Origin of the sequence: Actinacidiphila glaucinigra (assembly GCF_900188405.1) — a bacterium.
In the GTDB taxonomy this organism is placed as follows: domain Bacteria; phylum Actinomycetota; class Actinomycetes; order Streptomycetales; family Streptomycetaceae; genus Actinacidiphila; species Actinacidiphila glaucinigra.
Genome location: NZ_FZOF01000001.1, coordinates 235,839 through 251,041, shown reverse-complemented (window position 1 = coordinate 251,041; position 15,203 = coordinate 235,839). Strand labels below are relative to the sequence as shown.

Sequence of the window (15,203 nt, the reverse complement as noted above, 5' to 3'; positions counted from 1 at the left end):
GCCTACCCCGTCACTCGTGCCACACCCGGGTGACCCGCTCGTACAGCGGCTCGAAGCCGGCGCGCAGCATGTTGCGCAGGGAGGTGTTGCGGTCGCCCGGGCCCTCCGCTCCCGTCTCGGCGACGAGCCATCGGCAGCCGGCGTCGTGGGCCGCCCGGGCGCGGGCCGTGAGGAGCGCCGACTGGGCGCCGCGGCCGCGCCATTGCGGGAGCGTCGCCCCGCCGAACATGTCGGCGCAGTCGCCGTTCAGGAAGACGCTGCCGACGGCGACGATCCGCTCGCCCTCCCAGACGGCGTACTGCCGCCAGTCCGGCCTGCCCACGCACGCCGCCGCCATGTCGATCATGGCCGGCGCGGTGAAACCGAAGGTCGTCATCATCACGGTGGCCCACTCGTGCGCCTGGTGGCGCCCGACGAGGCCGACACGCAGGCCCGGGTCGAGCGCGGTGACACCGTCCGCGGCGGCCAGGACCGTCCCGGCCTCGCAGCCGAGCTTGGCGAGACGCCCGCCCTCGGCGAGATTCCACTTCTGTGCGATCGAGGCCCAGTCCGCGGGCAGCAGCGACGGCGCGATCGCGAACGAGCCGGCGGGCACACCCTGCTCGCGGTAGAAGCCGCACACCTGCTCCACGACGTCCGCGGTGACCGGTGCGTCGGGCCCGAAACCCCCGGCCCGGTTGAAGAAGCGGCTCGGGTCCTCGCGAACGGCGAGCGCCCGCACGGAGCCGATCCGCCGTGTGCCGATGCCCAGTGTCCTGCGGACGTCCTCCGGCGCACCGCTCACAAAATCGAAGTACGCCGCGATCTCGGTCTCTTCGGCGAGGCCGGTCGGCACCGTGGTGCTCATGCCGTGCTCCCCTTGTCCTCGGTGGTGACGAAGCCGTGGCCGCCGGCGGGCAGCGGGGCCGGCGCCGCACCGCTGCGGTACCGCGCCGGTGTGCGGGCCGGGCGTGCTGGAGAGGTGGCGGCACGTGTGCCGTGCTCCGCCTCGTGATGGATGACGTTCATACCCGCACGATGCGGTGAGGAGCGGAAAGGTTCGATCAGCCGCCATGATCTTTTGCGAGGCCGGTCCGACGGCGGCGCGGGTGGTACAGACGCAGCCTGTCGTCGCGGTCCCGGTCGAGGAAATGCACCCAGACCACGCCGGGCGGGCAGTGGAACGGGTCCTCCGGCGGATTGACGATGGCCGTCTCCCAGATGACGACCTCGCGGCTCGCCACCACGTTCAGCAGCCGCTGGCGGACGCCCTCGGAGACGTCGCGGCCGAAGGAGAATCCCAGGTAGCCGAGGTCGGAGCGCTTGCCGGTCGGCCAGGTCACCTCCAGCCGGGATGACCGCCACCCGGCCCAGGCCGAGGCGAGCTCGCCGCGATGGGCCGCGACCAAGGTCTGCTCGGCCAGAAGGCGGTGGTGCGCGGTGAGGGAGGCGGCGTCGTCGTGGACCCGGTCGCCCAGGTCCAGCAGCGCGGCGGCCAGCTTGGCCCGCGCCTGGTTGAGCCTGCTGCGCACGGTGCCGACGGCGATGCCGCACAGCAGCGCGATCTCCTCGTAGGAGGTGACGTCGGTGAAGTATCGCAGCATCGTCACCAGTCGCAGCCCGGGTGACAGCTGCTCCAGCGCACTCCAGATCCAGTCCCGCAGCACCTGCCCGTCGAGTACGTCCGCCGGGTCGGGCGGCCCGCCCGAGCGGTCCATGGCGACGAGTCCTTCGAGTTCGGCCACCGGGACCGCCGACGTCCTGCGCAGCTGGGCGCGGCAGACGTTGCGGACCACCATCCGCAGCCATGGGCCGGCCGCGTCCGGGTCGCGGAGGTCACCGATGCGCCGCAGCGCGATGAGCGCCGCCTCCTGCACGGCGTCCTCGGCGTCCGGGCCGTGGCCCAGCATGGCGAGGGCGACCCCGTACATGGCCGCCCGGTGCCTGGCGAGCAGCAGCCCGAGGGACGCCGCGTCGCCCGACTGCGCGGCCCGCACCAGATCGAGGTCCGACGGCACCCCGCCCGGCAGCAGATCAGTCATATGGTGACCATTCAACCAGAACGGCCCGCGCCCCGGACCGCCCGCCGCCAGGCGCACCCCGCGCGGAACGGCACCGCGGCCGTGCGGGACGATGGAGGGCATGAGCACGCCACCCCCCGCCGAGGTCCCCGCGGACGCACTGGCCGCGTTCGAGGCGGCCAAGGGCTTCATGCCCACCCACGAGGGCCTCGCCCTCCACACGGCAGCGGCCGGCGCCGCCGCGCGCCTCCCGGGCCTGCCCCTGCTGGAGGTCGGCACGTACTGCGGGCGCTCCACCATCCTGCTGGCCGCCGCCGCCCGCGAGGCCGGGACCGTCGCCGTCACCGTCGACCACCACCGCGGCAGCGAGGAGCAGCAGCCCGGCTGGGAGTACCACGACACGACGCTCGTCGACCCCGAGGTCGGCCTGATGGACACCCTCCCCGCCTTCCGGCGCACCCTGCACGCCGCCGGGCTGGAGGACCACGTCGTCGCGGTCGTCGGCCGTTCCCCGCAGGTGGCGGCGGTGTGGGGGAAGCCGCTCGCCCTGGTCTTCATCGACGGCGGGCACACCGACGAGCACGCCGGGAACGACTACGAGGGCTGGGTGCCGCACCTCGCGCAGGACGGCCTCCTGGTCATCCACGACGTCTTCGCGGACCCGGCCGACGGCGGCCAGGCGCCCTGGCGGATCTACCGGCGGGCACTGGACTCGGGCGCGTTCACGGAAGTGTCCGTGACCGGTTCGCTGCACGTCCTCCGGCGTACGGGCGCCGGGACCTGAGACGGCGGATAGCATCGCTGACGTGTTCAAGAGGAAAGGCCGCTCCACCGTGGTCGTCGTGGCCGCGCTGGTGCCGGCGTGCGCGGCCGCGTGGCTGGTGTGGGACGCCACGAGCGGACCGGACGACCCCGGACGGAACGGCGACCTCCCGCAGAACGTGCGCCCGCACCGCTCCGCGGCGGCCTCCGCGCCGTCCTCGGCCGCACCGTCCTCCGGCGCCGCGAAGCCGCTCGCGGGGAAGGTCGTCGTGCTGGACCCGGGGCACAACGCGCAGAACAGCCGGCACACCTCCGAGATCAACCGCCTGGTCGACATCGGCACCGCCCGCAAGGAGTGCGACACCACGGGCACGGCGACCAACGCGGGCTACGCCGAGGCCGTGTTCACCCTGGACGTCTCCCGGCGCGCCCGGGCGCTGCTCGAGGCCCGCGGGGCCACGGTGAGGCTCACGTACGACGGCGACCGCGCCTACGGCCCCTGCATCGACGAGCGGGCCCGGATCGGGAACAAGGCGAAGGCCGACGCGGTGGTGTCGGTGCACGGCGACGGCTCGGCGGCCGGCAACCGCGGCTTCCACGTGATCCTGCCCGCCCCGGTGCACCGCGGCATCGCGGACACCCGCACGATCAGCGGGCCGTCCAAGCTGCTGGGCACCGCCCTCAAGCGGCACTTCGCGGCGGAGACGGGCACGCGGCCGTCCAACTACATCGGCGGCGGCACCGGCCTGGACGTCCGCCGCGACCTGGGCGGGCTCAACCTCAGCACCAGGCCGAAGGTGTTGATCGAGTGCGGCAACATGCGCGACCCCAAGGACGCGGTACTGATGACCAGCCCGGCCTGGCGGCAGCGTGCCGCGGAGGGCATCGCGGACGGCATCAGCGCATTCCTGGAAGACCGCGAGTGATCGGCCGGTGAGCATTGGGTCCCGATCGTGTCACCGAGGGGCGTACCGGTCCCACCCGGCGACAACGGCCCTCATACGATGGGGAACCGCTCGGCGACAGCGACAACGAGACGACTGACAAGGACTCCTAGTGAATAACCGCTCCCTCACCCGAGGAGACGGCGCGGTGATCGGCGCGGCGCTGCTGCTGCTGATCGCCTCGTTCCTGAACTTCTACACGTTCAAGGGATGCAGCTCCGACGAGTGCGGAGCCAGCGCGTGGAAGAGCGAGCTGTTCCCGCTGCTGCCCTCGGTGCACCTCCTGGGCCTGATCGCCGCCGGCCTCTTCGTCGCCTCGCGCTTCCAGCCCGAGGGCCGCAAGCTGCTCGGCATCGGGCTCGCGCACTGGGGCGCGGTGCTCTCCGTCGCCGCCGCCTGGGACGCGCTGTGGTCGCTGTTCCACGGGAGCGAGGCCTTCGAGCTGGCCGCCGGCGCCTACCTCTCCTTCGTCGCCGCGGCCGCTCTCGCCGCGGCCATGCTGCTCACCCTGCAGGGCCTTCCCGTGCTGAAGGCGCCGCTGCTGCCCGCTCCCCGGCCGCAGCAGCCCCAGCAGGCGCAGCCGTACGGCGGCCAGCAGGGCCAGCCGTACCCGGGCGTGCAGCAGGGCGGCTACGGGTACCCGGGGCAGCAGACCGGTGGGCACGGCACGCCGGCCGACCAGTCGTTCGGCGGCGGCCAGTACGGCTACCCGCAGGGCCAGCAGCAGCCGCAGCAGCCGCAGGCCCAGCAGCCCCAGGCCCCGCAGCAGCCCTCGGCGGAGTTCGCGGCCTTCTGGTTCGCGGTGCCCGTGGCGCGGCCGCTGTACGCGGAGGACGGTTCGGCCCAGCAGATCGCCGAGCTGACCCCAGGCACCTGGTACCTGGCGGTGGAGCAGCGGGGCGGCGCCCTGGTCGCCCAGACCCAGGACGGCCGACGCGGCGTCCTGCAGGACGTCAGCGGCCTCCAGCGCGGCTGATCCCGGACACCCTTCGCCCCACCGGCTCGGCCGGTGGGGCGAAGTGCTGTCCAAAGCCCGGGTAAAGAATACGCACATACGTTCGTGCGGCCAGTAACGTGCGCGACTGCCCCCCGATCATGTGATCGCCACGTCTGCACACGGGAATGTCTGTGAACCTCGACTTCAGCGCCGAGCCGCTCTTCTCCTGGTACGTCGTACTCCTGATCATCAGCGGTATCGCGATGATCATCATTGGCGCGGTCAACTCCTCCGGCCTCAGCAACGGCTGGCGCGCCTTCAACGTGATCGCCGGCCTCGCCTTCACCGGCTACGGCATCTACCTCGGATTCATCTTCGAGGGCGGCGAGTACTTCATCTTCTTCAAGGCGTTCATCGTGCCCGGCCTGGTGGTGGTGAACTTCTTCCGCGCCATGGCCGCCCGGAGCAGCGCCCCCGCCGCCCCGCAGCAGATGGTTCCGGCGCCGCCCGCGTACGGCACTCCCGACATGCCGCCTCCGCCCGCCGCCCCCGTGGGGAACCCGGCGCAGAACGGCTGACGCGCGCGTTCCGCACGAGCCGTGCCCCGGACCGTACGGTCCGGGGCACGGCTGTTTCCCTTCCGGGGCGGGGTGCGGTTGCCGTACCGTACAACTGACGTACCGTCAGTTCCGGTGGGAGGCGTGCGCATGCGGCTCGGTCTGGCCCTCGGCTACTGGGGGCGCGGCCCCTCCCCCGGCCACCTGGCCCTGGCGCAGGAGGCCGAGCGGCTCGGCTACGACTCGGTGTGGACGGCCGAGGCCTGGGGCTCGGACGCCTTCACCCCGCTCACCTGGATCGCCGCGCACACCAGCCGGATCCGGCTCGGCACGGGCATCGCCCAGATGGCGGCCCGCTCCCCCACGGCCACCGCGATGCACGCGCTGACCCTCGACCACCTCTCCGGCGGCCGGCTCGCGCTGGGGCTGGGGCTGTCGGGGCCGCAGGTGGTGGAGGGCTGGTACGGCAGGCCGTTCCCGCGCAGTCCGCTGACCGCCACCCGCGAGTACGTGGACGTCGTACGGCAGGTGCTGCGCCGCGAGGGCCCGGTGGCACTGGACGGGCGCTTCCATCCGCTGCCGTACGCGGGGCCCGACGCGACCGGTCTCGGCAGGCCGCTCAAGCCGATCACCCATCCGCTGCGGGCCGGGCTGCCGATCCTGCTGGGCGCCGAGGGCCCGAAGAACATCGCGCAGACCACCCGCATCGCCGACGGCTGGCTGCCGCTGTACTGGTCGCCCTTCCGCACGGATGTGTACGAGGTGTCGCTGGCGGACGCCCCGAAGGATTTCATGATCGCCCCGATGGCGCGGGCCCAGCTCTGCGACGACCCGTCGGAAGGGCTGCTGCCGGTCAAGGCGATGCTCGGCTTCTACATCGGCGGAATGGGCGCCGCCTCCCGCAACTTCCACGCCGACCTGATGGCCAGGATGGGCTACGAGGAGGAGGCCCGGCGCATCCAGGAGCTGTTCCTCGCCGGGCGGCGCGAGGAGGCCGTGGCGGCGGTGCCGGACGCCTTCGCCGACGAGATCTCGCTCGTCGGCCCGAGGGAGCGGATCGCCGAGCGGCTGGAGATGTGGCGGTCGGGCCCGGTGACCGACCTGCTGGTCACCGCGCCCGACCCGGCCACCCTGCGGGTGCTGGCCGAGCTCATCCGCCGCTGAGCTGGGACAGCGAGGGCACCTTGTCGGTGACCTTGGCGCCGGCGCCCTCGCCGGCCGACTTGACGCCGCTGATGGTGTCCTGGAAGGTGCCCACGATGTCGTCCGTGCCCTGTCCGCTGCGCAGCTTGGCCGGCAGGTCCTTGAGCGAGTCGATGCCCGCGGTCAGCGGCGCCACCAGCTTGGAGAGGGTCGGGTCGCCCTTGGCGTTCTCCGCGGCCGCCTTGAGCCGGTTGTAGGCGAAGGCCCCGGCCAGGCCCGCCTTCACCAGCGTCAGCTTGCGGCCGTCGGCCTCCTTCTCGAACTTGCCCTCGCGGTAGGGCTTGACGATCCACTGGTAGGTCGCGCCGGCGGCCAGTCCGGCGTTGGCGACGAAGCGCGTCTTGGCGAGCTTCTGCTTCTGCACGGAGGAGGTGGGACTCGCGGTGCCGCCGCTCGCGGTGTCACCGGAGTCGCCGCCGCAGGCGGGGACGAGCAGCAGCACACCGGAGAGCAGGAGGGCGGTCAGGGCGCGGCGCAAGGGCATGACGGTCTCTCCCGGGAGGATGCGGTGGGTGATCGCATCCTCGCCCGGGGCCCCGGCACCGGCCACCGCACAGGGCCGTACGGGGCGTCAGGCGGTGTGACGCCGACGACGTTTCAGTCCGCCGATCGGGGCAAGACGGCAGGTATGTCCAGACGATATCGCGGCAATCTGGCGGCCACGATCATCATGGTGGCCGCGGACGTGGCGGCATTCATCCTGATCCTGTGGATCGTCCTGTGGATGCTCGACGCCAACCGGGCGAACGACCTCGTGGAGTGGATCCACGACATGGCGTCCTGGCTCGGTGGCTGGGCCCACAACATCTTCTCCACCCAGTCCGCATGGGCGCGCACCCTGCTGAACTACGGCCTGCCGGCGGCGGTCTACCTGATCGTCGGGCATGCCGTGGCGGGTCGCGTCAACCGGGCCTGACGCCCGTTCACCGGCCGGCGCAGCACCCCGCCGCCTCGGGCGCCAGCCCGAGCGGCAGCCGGTCGCCCCCGAAGACCGCCGTCGTCGCCTCGTCCCCTCCCAGGGCGGCGACGGCGAGCAGCAGGGCCCCGGCCGTCCACGTGGTGCGTTCCCGGGGCCACACCGAGGGTTCGGTGCCGGCCTGCGCGTCGGCCTCGAAGACGTACCCGGTCCAGTACATGCCGTCCTCGGCGCGCAGGTGCTGGATCTCGGCCAGGATGTCCACGGCGCGGTCGGACTCGCCCATCGCCCAGAGGGCGAGGGCGAGTTCCGCGCTCTCACCGCCGGTGACCCAGGGGTTGGGCACCACGCAGCGGACCCCGAGGCCGGGCACGACGAACTCGTCCCAGCGGGACAGCACGCGCTCCCGCGCGGCCTCGCCGCGCAGCACCCCGCCGAGGACCGGGTAGTACCAGTCCATCGAGTACCGGTCCTTGTCCAGGAACCGCTCGGGGTGGTGGGCGATGGCGTGCCCGAGGGCACCGGCGGCCAGCTCCCAGTCGGGCTGCGGGTCCTCGCGGTGCTCGGCGACGGCCAGCGCGCAGCGCAGCGCCTGGTACATCGAGGAGCAGCCGGTCAGCAGCGCCTCCTGCGGATACGTCCCGTCGTCCTCGCGCTTCCAGGCGATCTCGCCGCCGGGCAGCTGGAGTTCCAGGACGTACTCGACGGCCGCGTACAGCACCGGCCACATGCGCTCCAGGAAGGCGTCGTCACCGGTGGAGAGGTAGTGGTGCCACACGCCGACGGCGACATAGGCGCAGAAGTTGCTCTCCCGCCCCAGGTCGGTGGGCTCGCCCTCGGCGCCGTCGGCCCAGCCGTACGCGGCGTACCAGGAGCCGTCCGGGTTCTGCCGGCGGGCCAGCCAGGTGTAGGCCGCCTCGGCGTGCTCGTGCTCGCCCGCGGCGTCCAGCGCCATGGCGGCCTCGACGTGGTCCCAGGGGTCGAGGTGGCCGCCCTCGAACCACGGTATGGCGCCGTCCGGCCGCTGGACGGCGAGGATCCCGGCGACGGTCTGCGCGGCCTGCTCCGAGGTCAGGACGCCGGGCAGGACGAGGTGTTCGGTCCGCCTCACGCGTCGACGCCCGCCTTCGGGGTGTGCGGCTTGGTGGCGTAGGCGACGAAGCTCTTGCCGATCAGCGGGTTGAGCGCGTTCTCGGCGAGCCGGGTGGCCAGCGGTTTCTTCATGATGTCCCAGACCAGCAGCTTGTGGTAGAGCTTCACCGGCAGGGCCTTGTCGTTGTCCACGCCGACGGCGCACTTGATCCACCAGTACGGGGAGTGCAGCGCGTGCGCGTGGTGGCTGCCGTACGGGCGCAGGCCCGCCTCGCGGATCCTGCCCAGCAGTTCGTCGGCCCGGTAGATGCGGATGTGGCCGCCCTCGACCTCGTGGTAGGCGTCGGACAGCGCCCAGCAGATCTTCTCCGGCCCGTAGCGCGGCACGGTGACCGCGATCAGCCCGCCCGGCTTGAGGACGCGCACCATCTCGGCGAGCACGCCCTTGTCGTCCGGGATGTGCTCCATGACCTCGGAGATGATGACGCGGTCGAAGGTGTCGTCGGGGAACGGCAGGCTCAGCGCGTCGCCCTCCATGGCCGTGGCGGTCGCCCCGGCCGGGGCCTCCCCGGCCTCCTTCATCGCGGCGAACCACTTGGCGACCTCGCGGATCTCGTCGCCGTTCCGGTCCAGGGCCACCACGTTCGCGCCGCGCCGGTAGCACTCGAAGGCGTGGCGGCCGGCACCGCAGCCCAGGTCGAGCACGCGGTCGCCCGGGGCGAGCGGGAAGCGGGTGAAGTCGACGGTCAGCACGTGGAGTCTGCTTTCGTCCGGGACGGTGACTGGACAGTGGGCCGCGGCCCCGCGGCGGCCTCGATCGCCGCACGGTAGTGCTCGGCGGTGCCGATGGCGGCCCGCTCCCAGGTGAAGCGGGCCAGTACGCGTTGCCGGCCGGCCAGGCCGAGGCGGCGGCGCAGCTCCGGGTCGCGCAGCAGCCGGCCCAGCGCCGCGGCCAGCGCGCCCGGGTCCCCCGGCGGCACGGCGAGGCACGTCTCCCCGTCCGGCCCGGAGACCTCGGGGATGGCGCCGCCGGTGGTGGCGACCAGCGGCGTCCCGGTGGCCATGGCCTCGGCGGCCGGCAGCGAGAAGCCCTCGTACAGCGACGGCACGCACGCCACCTGGGCGCCGCGCACCAGGTCGACCAGTTCCTCGTCGCTGATGCCCTTGACGAAGTCGACGGCGCCGCCGAGCCCGTACCGCTCGATGGCGGCGGCCACCGGGCCGTCGTCGGCCCGCTTGCCGACGACGACGAGGTGCGCGTCGGGGTGCTCGGTGCGCAGCTTCGCGAGCGCCTCCACGAGGTGGACCAGGCCCTTGAGCGGCACGTCGGCGCTGGAGGTGGTCACGATCCGCCCCGGCACCTCGGGCACGGACGGGTCCGGCGAGAACAGCCCGGTGTCGGCGCCGATGTGCACCACGTGCACCCGGTCCTCGCGCACCCCGAGGTGGTCGACGATCTCCTGACGGGAACTGCCGGAGACGGTGAGCACGGACGGCAGCCGGCGCGAGACCCGCTTCTGCATCCGGGTGAAGCCGTACCAGCGGCGGACCGACGCCCGGCGCTTCCACCCCTGTGCGGCGTCGAGTTCGAGCTGCCGGTCGACGGTGATGGGGTGGTGGATCGTCGTCACGAGCGGCGCGCCGAGGGCGTCCGGGCCGCCGAGCAGGCCGTAGCCGAGGGTCTGGTTGTCATGGACGACGTCGAAGGCCCCCCGCCGGGCGGCCAGGTGGCGGCGGGCCCGCAGGCTGAACGTCAGCGGCTCCGGGAAACCCCCGGTCCACATCGTGCCGACCTCCAGCGCGTCCACCCAGTCGCGGTACTCGCCGCGCTTCGGGGTGCGGAACGGGTCCGGCTGGCGGTAGAGGTCCAGGCTGGGCAGCTCGGTGAGGCGTACCCCGTCACCGAGCTCGTCGAGCACGGGGTAGGGCTGGGCGCCGATCACCTCGACGCTGTGGCCGAGGCGGGCGAGTTCCCTGGACAGATGGCGCACGTAGACGCCCTGGCCCCCGCAGAACGGGTTCCCCTTGTAGGTGAGCAGCGCGATCCGGAGCGGCCTGGCCTCTGCGGTCACTCACGGCCCCCTTCTCACTGCACTTCAGCGGGAGCGTAGCCGCCCGTGCGTTGGTAGAACAAGTTTCAGAATCGGTTACTCGGGAGTTGGCCCGAGAGGCACGAAGATACCTGTAGCCGTGCGGGGGGTTCTGGCTGGTGCGGGTGATTCCCGCCACGCCGTCGTGGTTGCGGTTGGGGGGTTCGCCCACCCGCCCTCCCTCCCCCAGCCTTCGGCCGGGGGGACCCCCACCCGGATGGTTGGTGCGGGCCTCGCGCGGTTCGTGGTGGGCCGGGGTCGGGGCCTCCGGGGTGGGCATTCTGTACCGCATATTTATGTGCATGGCGGGCACCCGCGCTCGGTTCCCCGGATGCCGCACAACAAATACACGTCAGCGTCCAGAACGCCCACCCCTACGACCCCGCCCCCTCCGTATCGCCGGGCGACAACGGCCGGAGGGTGGTGAGAAGGCGGTCCGGGGGTGCCGCACACGCCTTGCTGAATCCCCATCGGCCGCCAGCGGCCACCGGTGCCGCGCGCACCCTTGCTCGGCCTCCCGCCGGGAGACCCCCTGCTGGAGGCAGCTCCCAACGGTGTGGGGAGGAGCGCCCCCCATCACCCCCCTCCGGCCGTCATGCGCCCCAACCCACGGGAGGGGGTGTGGCGGGGTGCGCCCGGAAACGACGAGCGGCGGACCCGGGCGCCGAATGATGTCGGGCCAAACCGCGAGCGTTGAGGACGTGCGCCGGCGCGGCCCCGACCCCAAACGTACGCAGCGAGGCGGTCACTGACCGCGCCGGGCAATCGGGCGGGAGGGCGGGGGATGCCCGCCGCAGGCGCAAACGACCCGCACACAACAACCGGCCGCAAGGGGCACCCCGCGGCACCCGGACCGCAGGCGCAAACAACCCGCACACAACAACCGACCGCAAGAGGCACCCCGGGGCACCCGGACCCGCACAGACGCACCCCCCGCAGAAAGGGCCGCAGTACGCTGGGGGACGGTTCCGCACGGCGCACAGATTCGGATTGGGACAGATGACCGCAGCTCCTCAGCCGACGCCGTCCCCCGTGCCGCTGACCGAACGTCAGGAAGCCCGGCGCCGCCGCATCCTGCGCACCAGCGCCGAGCTCGCCGTGCGGGGTGGCTTCGACGCCGTCCAGATGCGCGAGGTCGCCGAGCAGTCGAACGTCGCGCTCGGCACTCTCTACCGCTACTTCCCGTCCAAGATCCATCTGCTCGTCGCCACGATGCGCGACCAGCTGGAGCACCTCCACGAGGCGCTGCGCAAGCGTCCGCCCTCGGCCGCCGAGCCCGCGGACCGCGTGGCGGAGACGCTGATGCGCGCGTTCCGCGCGATGCAGCGCGAGCCGCATCTCGCGGACGCCATGGTGCGGGCGCTGACCTTCGCCGACCGTTCCGTCAGCCCGGAGGTGGACGCCGTGTCGCGGCTGACGACCGCGATCGTGCTGGACGCGATGCGGCTGGACGGGCCGCCCGGGCCCGAACTGCTCTCCGCGGTGCGCGTGATCGAGCACACCTGGCACTCGGCCCTGGTGACCTGGCTGTCCGGGCGCGCCTCGATCGCCCAGGTCAAAATCGACATCGAGACCGTCTGCCGCCTCATCGACCTCACCGATCCGCGCCGCGCGCAGCCCTGACCCCTCCTGCCCGGTCACTCCTCGGGCGGGAAGACGGCCTCGCCGGAGTCGGCCAGCGTGATGCTGATCGCCTCCACCGGGCAGCCCTCCGCCGCCGCCAGCAGCGCCTCCGCGGCGTCGGTGTCCGGGGCCGCGGGGTGGGACTGCCGGGCGGAGTCGAGGGTGAAGCCGCCCGGCGCGGAGCTCACGCACATGCCCGAGCCGATGCACACCCCCCGGTCGACCTCGATGTGCCAGCGGTCCCCCACGGGGTCAGCCCTCCCAGCCGGCGGGCAGGTGGACCATCTTGTGCTCCAGGTACTCGCCCAGCCCCTCGGGCCCGAACTCGCGCCCGAGCCCGGAGTTCTTGTAGCCGCCGAAGGGGCCGAGCATGTCGAGGCTGAAGGTGTTGACGTTGAAGGTGCCCGTGCGCACCCGGCGGGCGATGTCGATGCCGTGCTCGACGTCACCGGTCCACACGCTGCCGGACAGCCCGTACTCGGAGTCGTTGGCGATGCGGACGGCCTCGGCCTCGTCCTCGTAGGGCAGCAGGCAGATGACCGGGCCGAAGATCTCCTCGCGGGCGATCCGCATGGAGTTGGACACGTCGCCGAAGAGGGTGGGCTCGACGTACCAGCCGGTGGGCTGCGCCTGCGGGCGGCCGCCGCCGGTGAGGACCTTGGCGCCCTCCTGCTGGCCGAGGGCGATGTAGTCCAGGGAGCGCTGCTGCTGGCGGCGGGCGACGAGCGGCCCGACCTGGGTGGCGGGGTCGAGGGGGTCGCCGACGACGAGGGCCGAGGCCGCCGAGGCGAGCCGCTCGGCGGTCTCGTCGTAGCGGGAGCGGGGCGCGAGGATGCGGGTCTGGGCGACGCAGGCCTGGCCGTTGTTCATCCAGGCGGCCGAGACGATGCCGGGGACGGCGGTGTCCAGGTCGGCGTCCGGCAGGATCAGCGCGGCGGACTTGCCGCCGAGTTCCAGGGTCACGCGGGTGAGGTTGCGGGAGGCGACCTCCATGACGCGCCTGCCGGCCGCGACCGAGCCGGTGAAGGAGACCTTGTCGACGCCGGGGTGTCCGACCAGGTACTCGCTGACCTCCCGGTCGGCGGGCAGGATCGACAGCACGCCCTCGGGCAGCCCCGCCTCGGCGGCGATCTCGCCGAGCAGGTAGGCGTCGAGCGGTGACTCCGGCGACGGCTTGAGGATCACCGCGCACCCGGCGAGCAGCGCGGGGGCGAGCTTGGCGGCCGCGGTGAACTGCGGGACGTTCCACGGGACGACGGCGGCGACGACGCCGGCCGGCTCGCGGCGCACCAGGATCGGGCCGAGCACACCGGCCCGCCGTTCCTCCCAGGTGAAGCCGCGCGCGACGGTGATCGCGGTGTCCCAGACCATCATCGCGCCGAGCGCCTGGGCGAGCACGCTCCAGGAGTAGGGGGAGCCGTTCTGCGAGCTGATGACGCGGGCGATCTCCTCGTGCCGTACGGCGATCGCGTCCTTGATCCGGGTGACGACCTCGATGCGCTCGTCGAGGGTCGCCCGCGGCCACGGGCCCTCGTCGAAGGCCCTGCGGGCCGCGGCGACGGCCCGGTCGACGTCCTCCCTGGAGGCGTGCGGCACCCGCGCGAAGACCTGCTCGGTGTGGGGCGAGACGACCTCGATGGTGCCGGTGCCCAGCGGGTCCACCAACTGCCCGCCGATGAAGAGCTGTTCGTGTGCGACGATCCCGTTCCCGTCCATGCCTGTCCCGTCCCGCCTTTGGCTGATGCCTCGTCAGAAAGTGACTCTGCTTCAGAACTGATACCAGTTCTAGTTATGGTGGGCAATGCACGCGACCGGAGCTGAGAGGGGACCTCATGGAGCACGGCGACGGCATCTGGAGCATCCCGGTCCCGATCCCCGACAACCCCCTGGGCCACACGCTCGTCTACGTCGTCGACACCGACCGCGGCCCCGTCCTGGTCGACACCGGCTGGGACGACCCCGCCTCCTACGACGCCCTCGCCCACGGCCTCACCTCGCTCGGCACCTCTCTCGCCGACGTCCACGGCGTCCTCGTCACCCACCACCACCCCGACCACCACGGCCTGTCCGGCAAGGTCCGCGAGGCCTCCGGCGCCTGGATCGCCATGCACCCCGCCGACACCGCCGTCGTCCGCCGGGCCCGCGGCGCCCGGCCGGGCCTGTGGCTGGACTACCTCGCCACCAAACTCGCCGCCGCCGGCGCCCCCGAGGAGCACCTCGCCCCGCTGCGGGCGGTGCGCGCCGAGCGCCGCGCCGCCGACGTACCCGGCCTGCGGCCCGCCCTCCCCGACCGCGAGATCGTCCCCGGCGAGCGGGTGCCGCTGGCCGGCCGCGCCGTCCGCGCCATGTGGACCCCCGGCCACACCCCCGGCCACGTCTGCCTCTTCGAGGAGGACGGCCGCCGTCTCTTCTCCGGCGACCACCTGCTGCCCGGCATCTCCCCGCACATCGGCCTGTACGAGGACCCCGACGACGCGACCGCCGGCGACCCCCTGGGCGACTACCTCGACTCCCTCGAACGCGTCGCCCGGCTCGACCCCGCCGAGGTGCTGCCCGCCCACGAGCACGCCTTCACCGGCGCCGGCGCCCGGGTACGCGAGCTGCTGGACCACCACACCGCGCGCCTCGCCTCGCTCCGCGCCCTGATCGCCGAGGCCCCCCGCACCCCGTGGCAGCTCGCCGAGGCGATGCAGTGGAACCGCCCCTGGGAGCAGATCCCCTTCCCCTCCCGGAACATCGCGGTCGCCGAGGCCGAGGCCCACCTGCGCCGGCTGGTCAAGCTCGGGCACGCCGAACCGGTTCCCGGATCCGACCCGGTCGCGTACACCGCGGTGTGAGGCAGACCGCACAAGGCCGGGCACGGCGCGGCACGCGGGCCCGGCTAAGGTGTGCTCGACACAACCAAGTCCAATCACGTCCGAGCGGGGGAAGCCGGTGCGAATCCGGCGCTGACCCGCAACCGTGAGCCGTCCCCGCCCGGGGAGGGCCCAGCCGGAGCACCCGCGCGGACGGGAGCGGCTCTTCCGTCGAGGTACACGGAGCCGGAGCCCGGTGCCGTGACCGCGCGCCCGCATCCGTC

General features: G+C 73.0%; 17 protein-coding genes and 1 riboswitch. Of the genes, 8 read left to right on the top strand and 9 right to left on the bottom strand.

Features of this window, described 5'->3' with window-relative positions; all coding sequences use genetic code 11:
• Positions 1-10 precede the first annotated feature (10 nt).
• Genes CHF15_RS01220 through CHF15_RS01215 form a run of 3 tightly spaced genes read right to left on the bottom strand, consistent with a single transcriptional unit; the run spans position 11 to position 2,021 of the window.
• Positions 11-847, bottom strand: coding sequence for a GNAT family N-acetyltransferase (locus CHF15_RS01220; RefSeq protein WP_089221680.1), 837 nt, complete (start codon positions 845-847; stop codon positions 11-13).
• Positions 844-1,008 (bottom strand): hypothetical protein, encoded by a 165-nt coding sequence (locus CHF15_RS44675; RefSeq protein WP_179279607.1) that lies wholly within the window; start codon positions 1,006-1,008, stop codon positions 844-846. The genes CHF15_RS01220 and CHF15_RS44675 overlap by 4 nt, the downstream gene beginning before the upstream one ends.
• Positions 1,009-1,043: 35 nt before the next feature.
• A complete protein-coding gene (locus tag CHF15_RS01215; RefSeq protein WP_089221679.1) occupies positions 1,044-2,021 on the bottom strand; it encodes an RNA polymerase sigma factor in 978 nt (325 codons plus the stop codon).
• 91 nt (positions 2,022-2,112) lie between these two features.
• Here CHF15_RS01215 and CHF15_RS01210 point away from each other — a divergent pair, with 91 nt between their 5' ends.
• The 5 genes from CHF15_RS01210 (at position 2,113) to CHF15_RS01190 (ending at position 6,364) form a co-directional block, all read left to right on the top strand.
• Complete coding sequence (locus CHF15_RS01210; RefSeq protein ID WP_410169612.1) at positions 2,113-2,784, top strand: class I SAM-dependent methyltransferase; 672 nt, start codon at positions 2,113-2,115, stop codon at positions 2,782-2,784.
• Between the two features lie 22 nt (positions 2,785-2,806).
• Positions 2,807-3,688: an N-acetylmuramoyl-L-alanine amidase gene (locus CHF15_RS01205; protein WP_089221678.1), complete on the top strand. Its 882-nt coding sequence runs from the start codon at positions 2,807-2,809 to the stop codon at positions 3,686-3,688.
• Positions 3,689-3,818: 130 nt separating this feature from the next.
• Positions 3,819-4,682: a DUF5336 domain-containing protein gene (locus CHF15_RS01200; RefSeq protein WP_089221677.1), complete on the top strand. Its 864-nt coding sequence runs from the start codon at positions 3,819-3,821 to the stop codon at positions 4,680-4,682.
• Positions 4,683-4,828: 146 nt separating this feature from the next.
• Positions 4,829-5,221: a hypothetical protein gene (locus tag CHF15_RS01195; protein WP_143681506.1), complete on the top strand. Its 393-nt coding sequence runs from the start codon at positions 4,829-4,831 to the stop codon at positions 5,219-5,221.
• Between the two features lie 129 nt (positions 5,222-5,350).
• The gene (locus CHF15_RS01190) at positions 5,351-6,364 is read left to right on the top strand and encodes an LLM class F420-dependent oxidoreductase (protein WP_089221675.1); all 1,014 of its coding nucleotides are present in this window, start codon (positions 5,351-5,353) and stop codon (positions 6,362-6,364) included.
• Here CHF15_RS01190 and CHF15_RS01185 read toward each other — a convergent pair.
• Positions 6,351-6,887: a hypothetical protein gene (locus tag CHF15_RS01185; protein WP_089222159.1), complete on the bottom strand. Its 537-nt coding sequence runs from the start codon at positions 6,885-6,887 to the stop codon at positions 6,351-6,353. The two genes, CHF15_RS01190 and CHF15_RS01185, sit on opposite strands and share 14 nt — an antisense overlap.
• A gap of 144 nt (positions 6,888-7,031) precedes the next feature.
• Between CHF15_RS01185 and CHF15_RS01180 the strand changes: the two genes are divergently transcribed.
• On the top strand, positions 7,032-7,319 hold the full coding sequence (locus CHF15_RS01180) for a hypothetical protein (RefSeq protein WP_051101917.1): 288 nt from the start codon (positions 7,032-7,034) through the stop codon (positions 7,317-7,319).
• A gap of 7 nt (positions 7,320-7,326) precedes the next feature.
• On the opposite strand, the gene CHF15_RS01175 is transcribed toward CHF15_RS01180, so the two are convergent.
• From CHF15_RS01175 to CHF15_RS01165, 3 genes are read right to left on the bottom strand one after another with little or no spacing between them, the layout of a single operon-like run.
• Entirely contained in the window at positions 7,327-8,430 is a 1,104-nt protein-coding gene (locus tag CHF15_RS01175; protein WP_089221674.1) for a prenyltransferase/squalene oxidase repeat-containing protein, read from the bottom strand.
• The gene (locus tag CHF15_RS01170; RefSeq protein ID WP_089221673.1) at positions 8,427-9,164 is read right to left on the bottom strand and encodes a class I SAM-dependent methyltransferase; all 738 of its coding nucleotides are present in this window, start codon (positions 9,162-9,164) and stop codon (positions 8,427-8,429) included. Before CHF15_RS01170 ends, CHF15_RS01175 begins: the two co-directional genes overlap by 4 nt.
• The gene (locus CHF15_RS01165) at positions 9,158-10,483 is read right to left on the bottom strand and encodes a glycosyltransferase family 4 protein (RefSeq protein WP_089221672.1); all 1,326 of its coding nucleotides are present in this window, start codon (positions 10,481-10,483) and stop codon (positions 9,158-9,160) included. Before CHF15_RS01165 ends, CHF15_RS01170 begins: the two co-directional genes overlap by 7 nt.
• 1,017 nt (positions 10,484-11,500) lie before the next feature.
• On the opposite strand from CHF15_RS01165, the gene CHF15_RS01160 reads away from it, so the two are divergent.
• On the top strand, positions 11,501-12,124 hold the full coding sequence (locus tag CHF15_RS01160) for a TetR family transcriptional regulator (RefSeq protein WP_089221671.1): 624 nt from the start codon (positions 11,501-11,503) through the stop codon (positions 12,122-12,124).
• A 14-nt stretch (positions 12,125-12,138) separates the two neighbouring features.
• Here CHF15_RS01160 and CHF15_RS01155 read toward each other — a convergent pair whose 3' ends face one another.
• On the bottom strand, positions 12,139-12,372 hold the full coding sequence (locus CHF15_RS01155; protein ID WP_089221670.1) for a ferredoxin: 234 nt from the start codon (positions 12,370-12,372) through the stop codon (positions 12,139-12,141).
• Between the two features lie 4 nt (positions 12,373-12,376).
• Positions 12,377-13,840 (bottom strand): aldehyde dehydrogenase, encoded by a 1,464-nt coding sequence (locus CHF15_RS01150; RefSeq protein ID WP_089221669.1) that lies wholly within the window; start codon positions 13,838-13,840, stop codon positions 12,377-12,379.
• A gap of 116 nt (positions 13,841-13,956) precedes the next feature.
• On the opposite strand from CHF15_RS01150, the gene CHF15_RS01145 reads away from it, so the two are divergent.
• Positions 13,957-14,961: an MBL fold metallo-hydrolase gene (locus CHF15_RS01145; protein ID WP_089221668.1), complete on the top strand. Its 1,005-nt coding sequence runs from the start codon at positions 13,957-13,959 to the stop codon at positions 14,959-14,961.
• 88 nt (positions 14,962-15,049) lie between these two features.
• Positions 15,050-15,125: riboswitch (cobalamin riboswitch) on the top strand.
• The last annotated feature ends 78 nt before the right edge of the window (positions 15,126-15,203 follow it).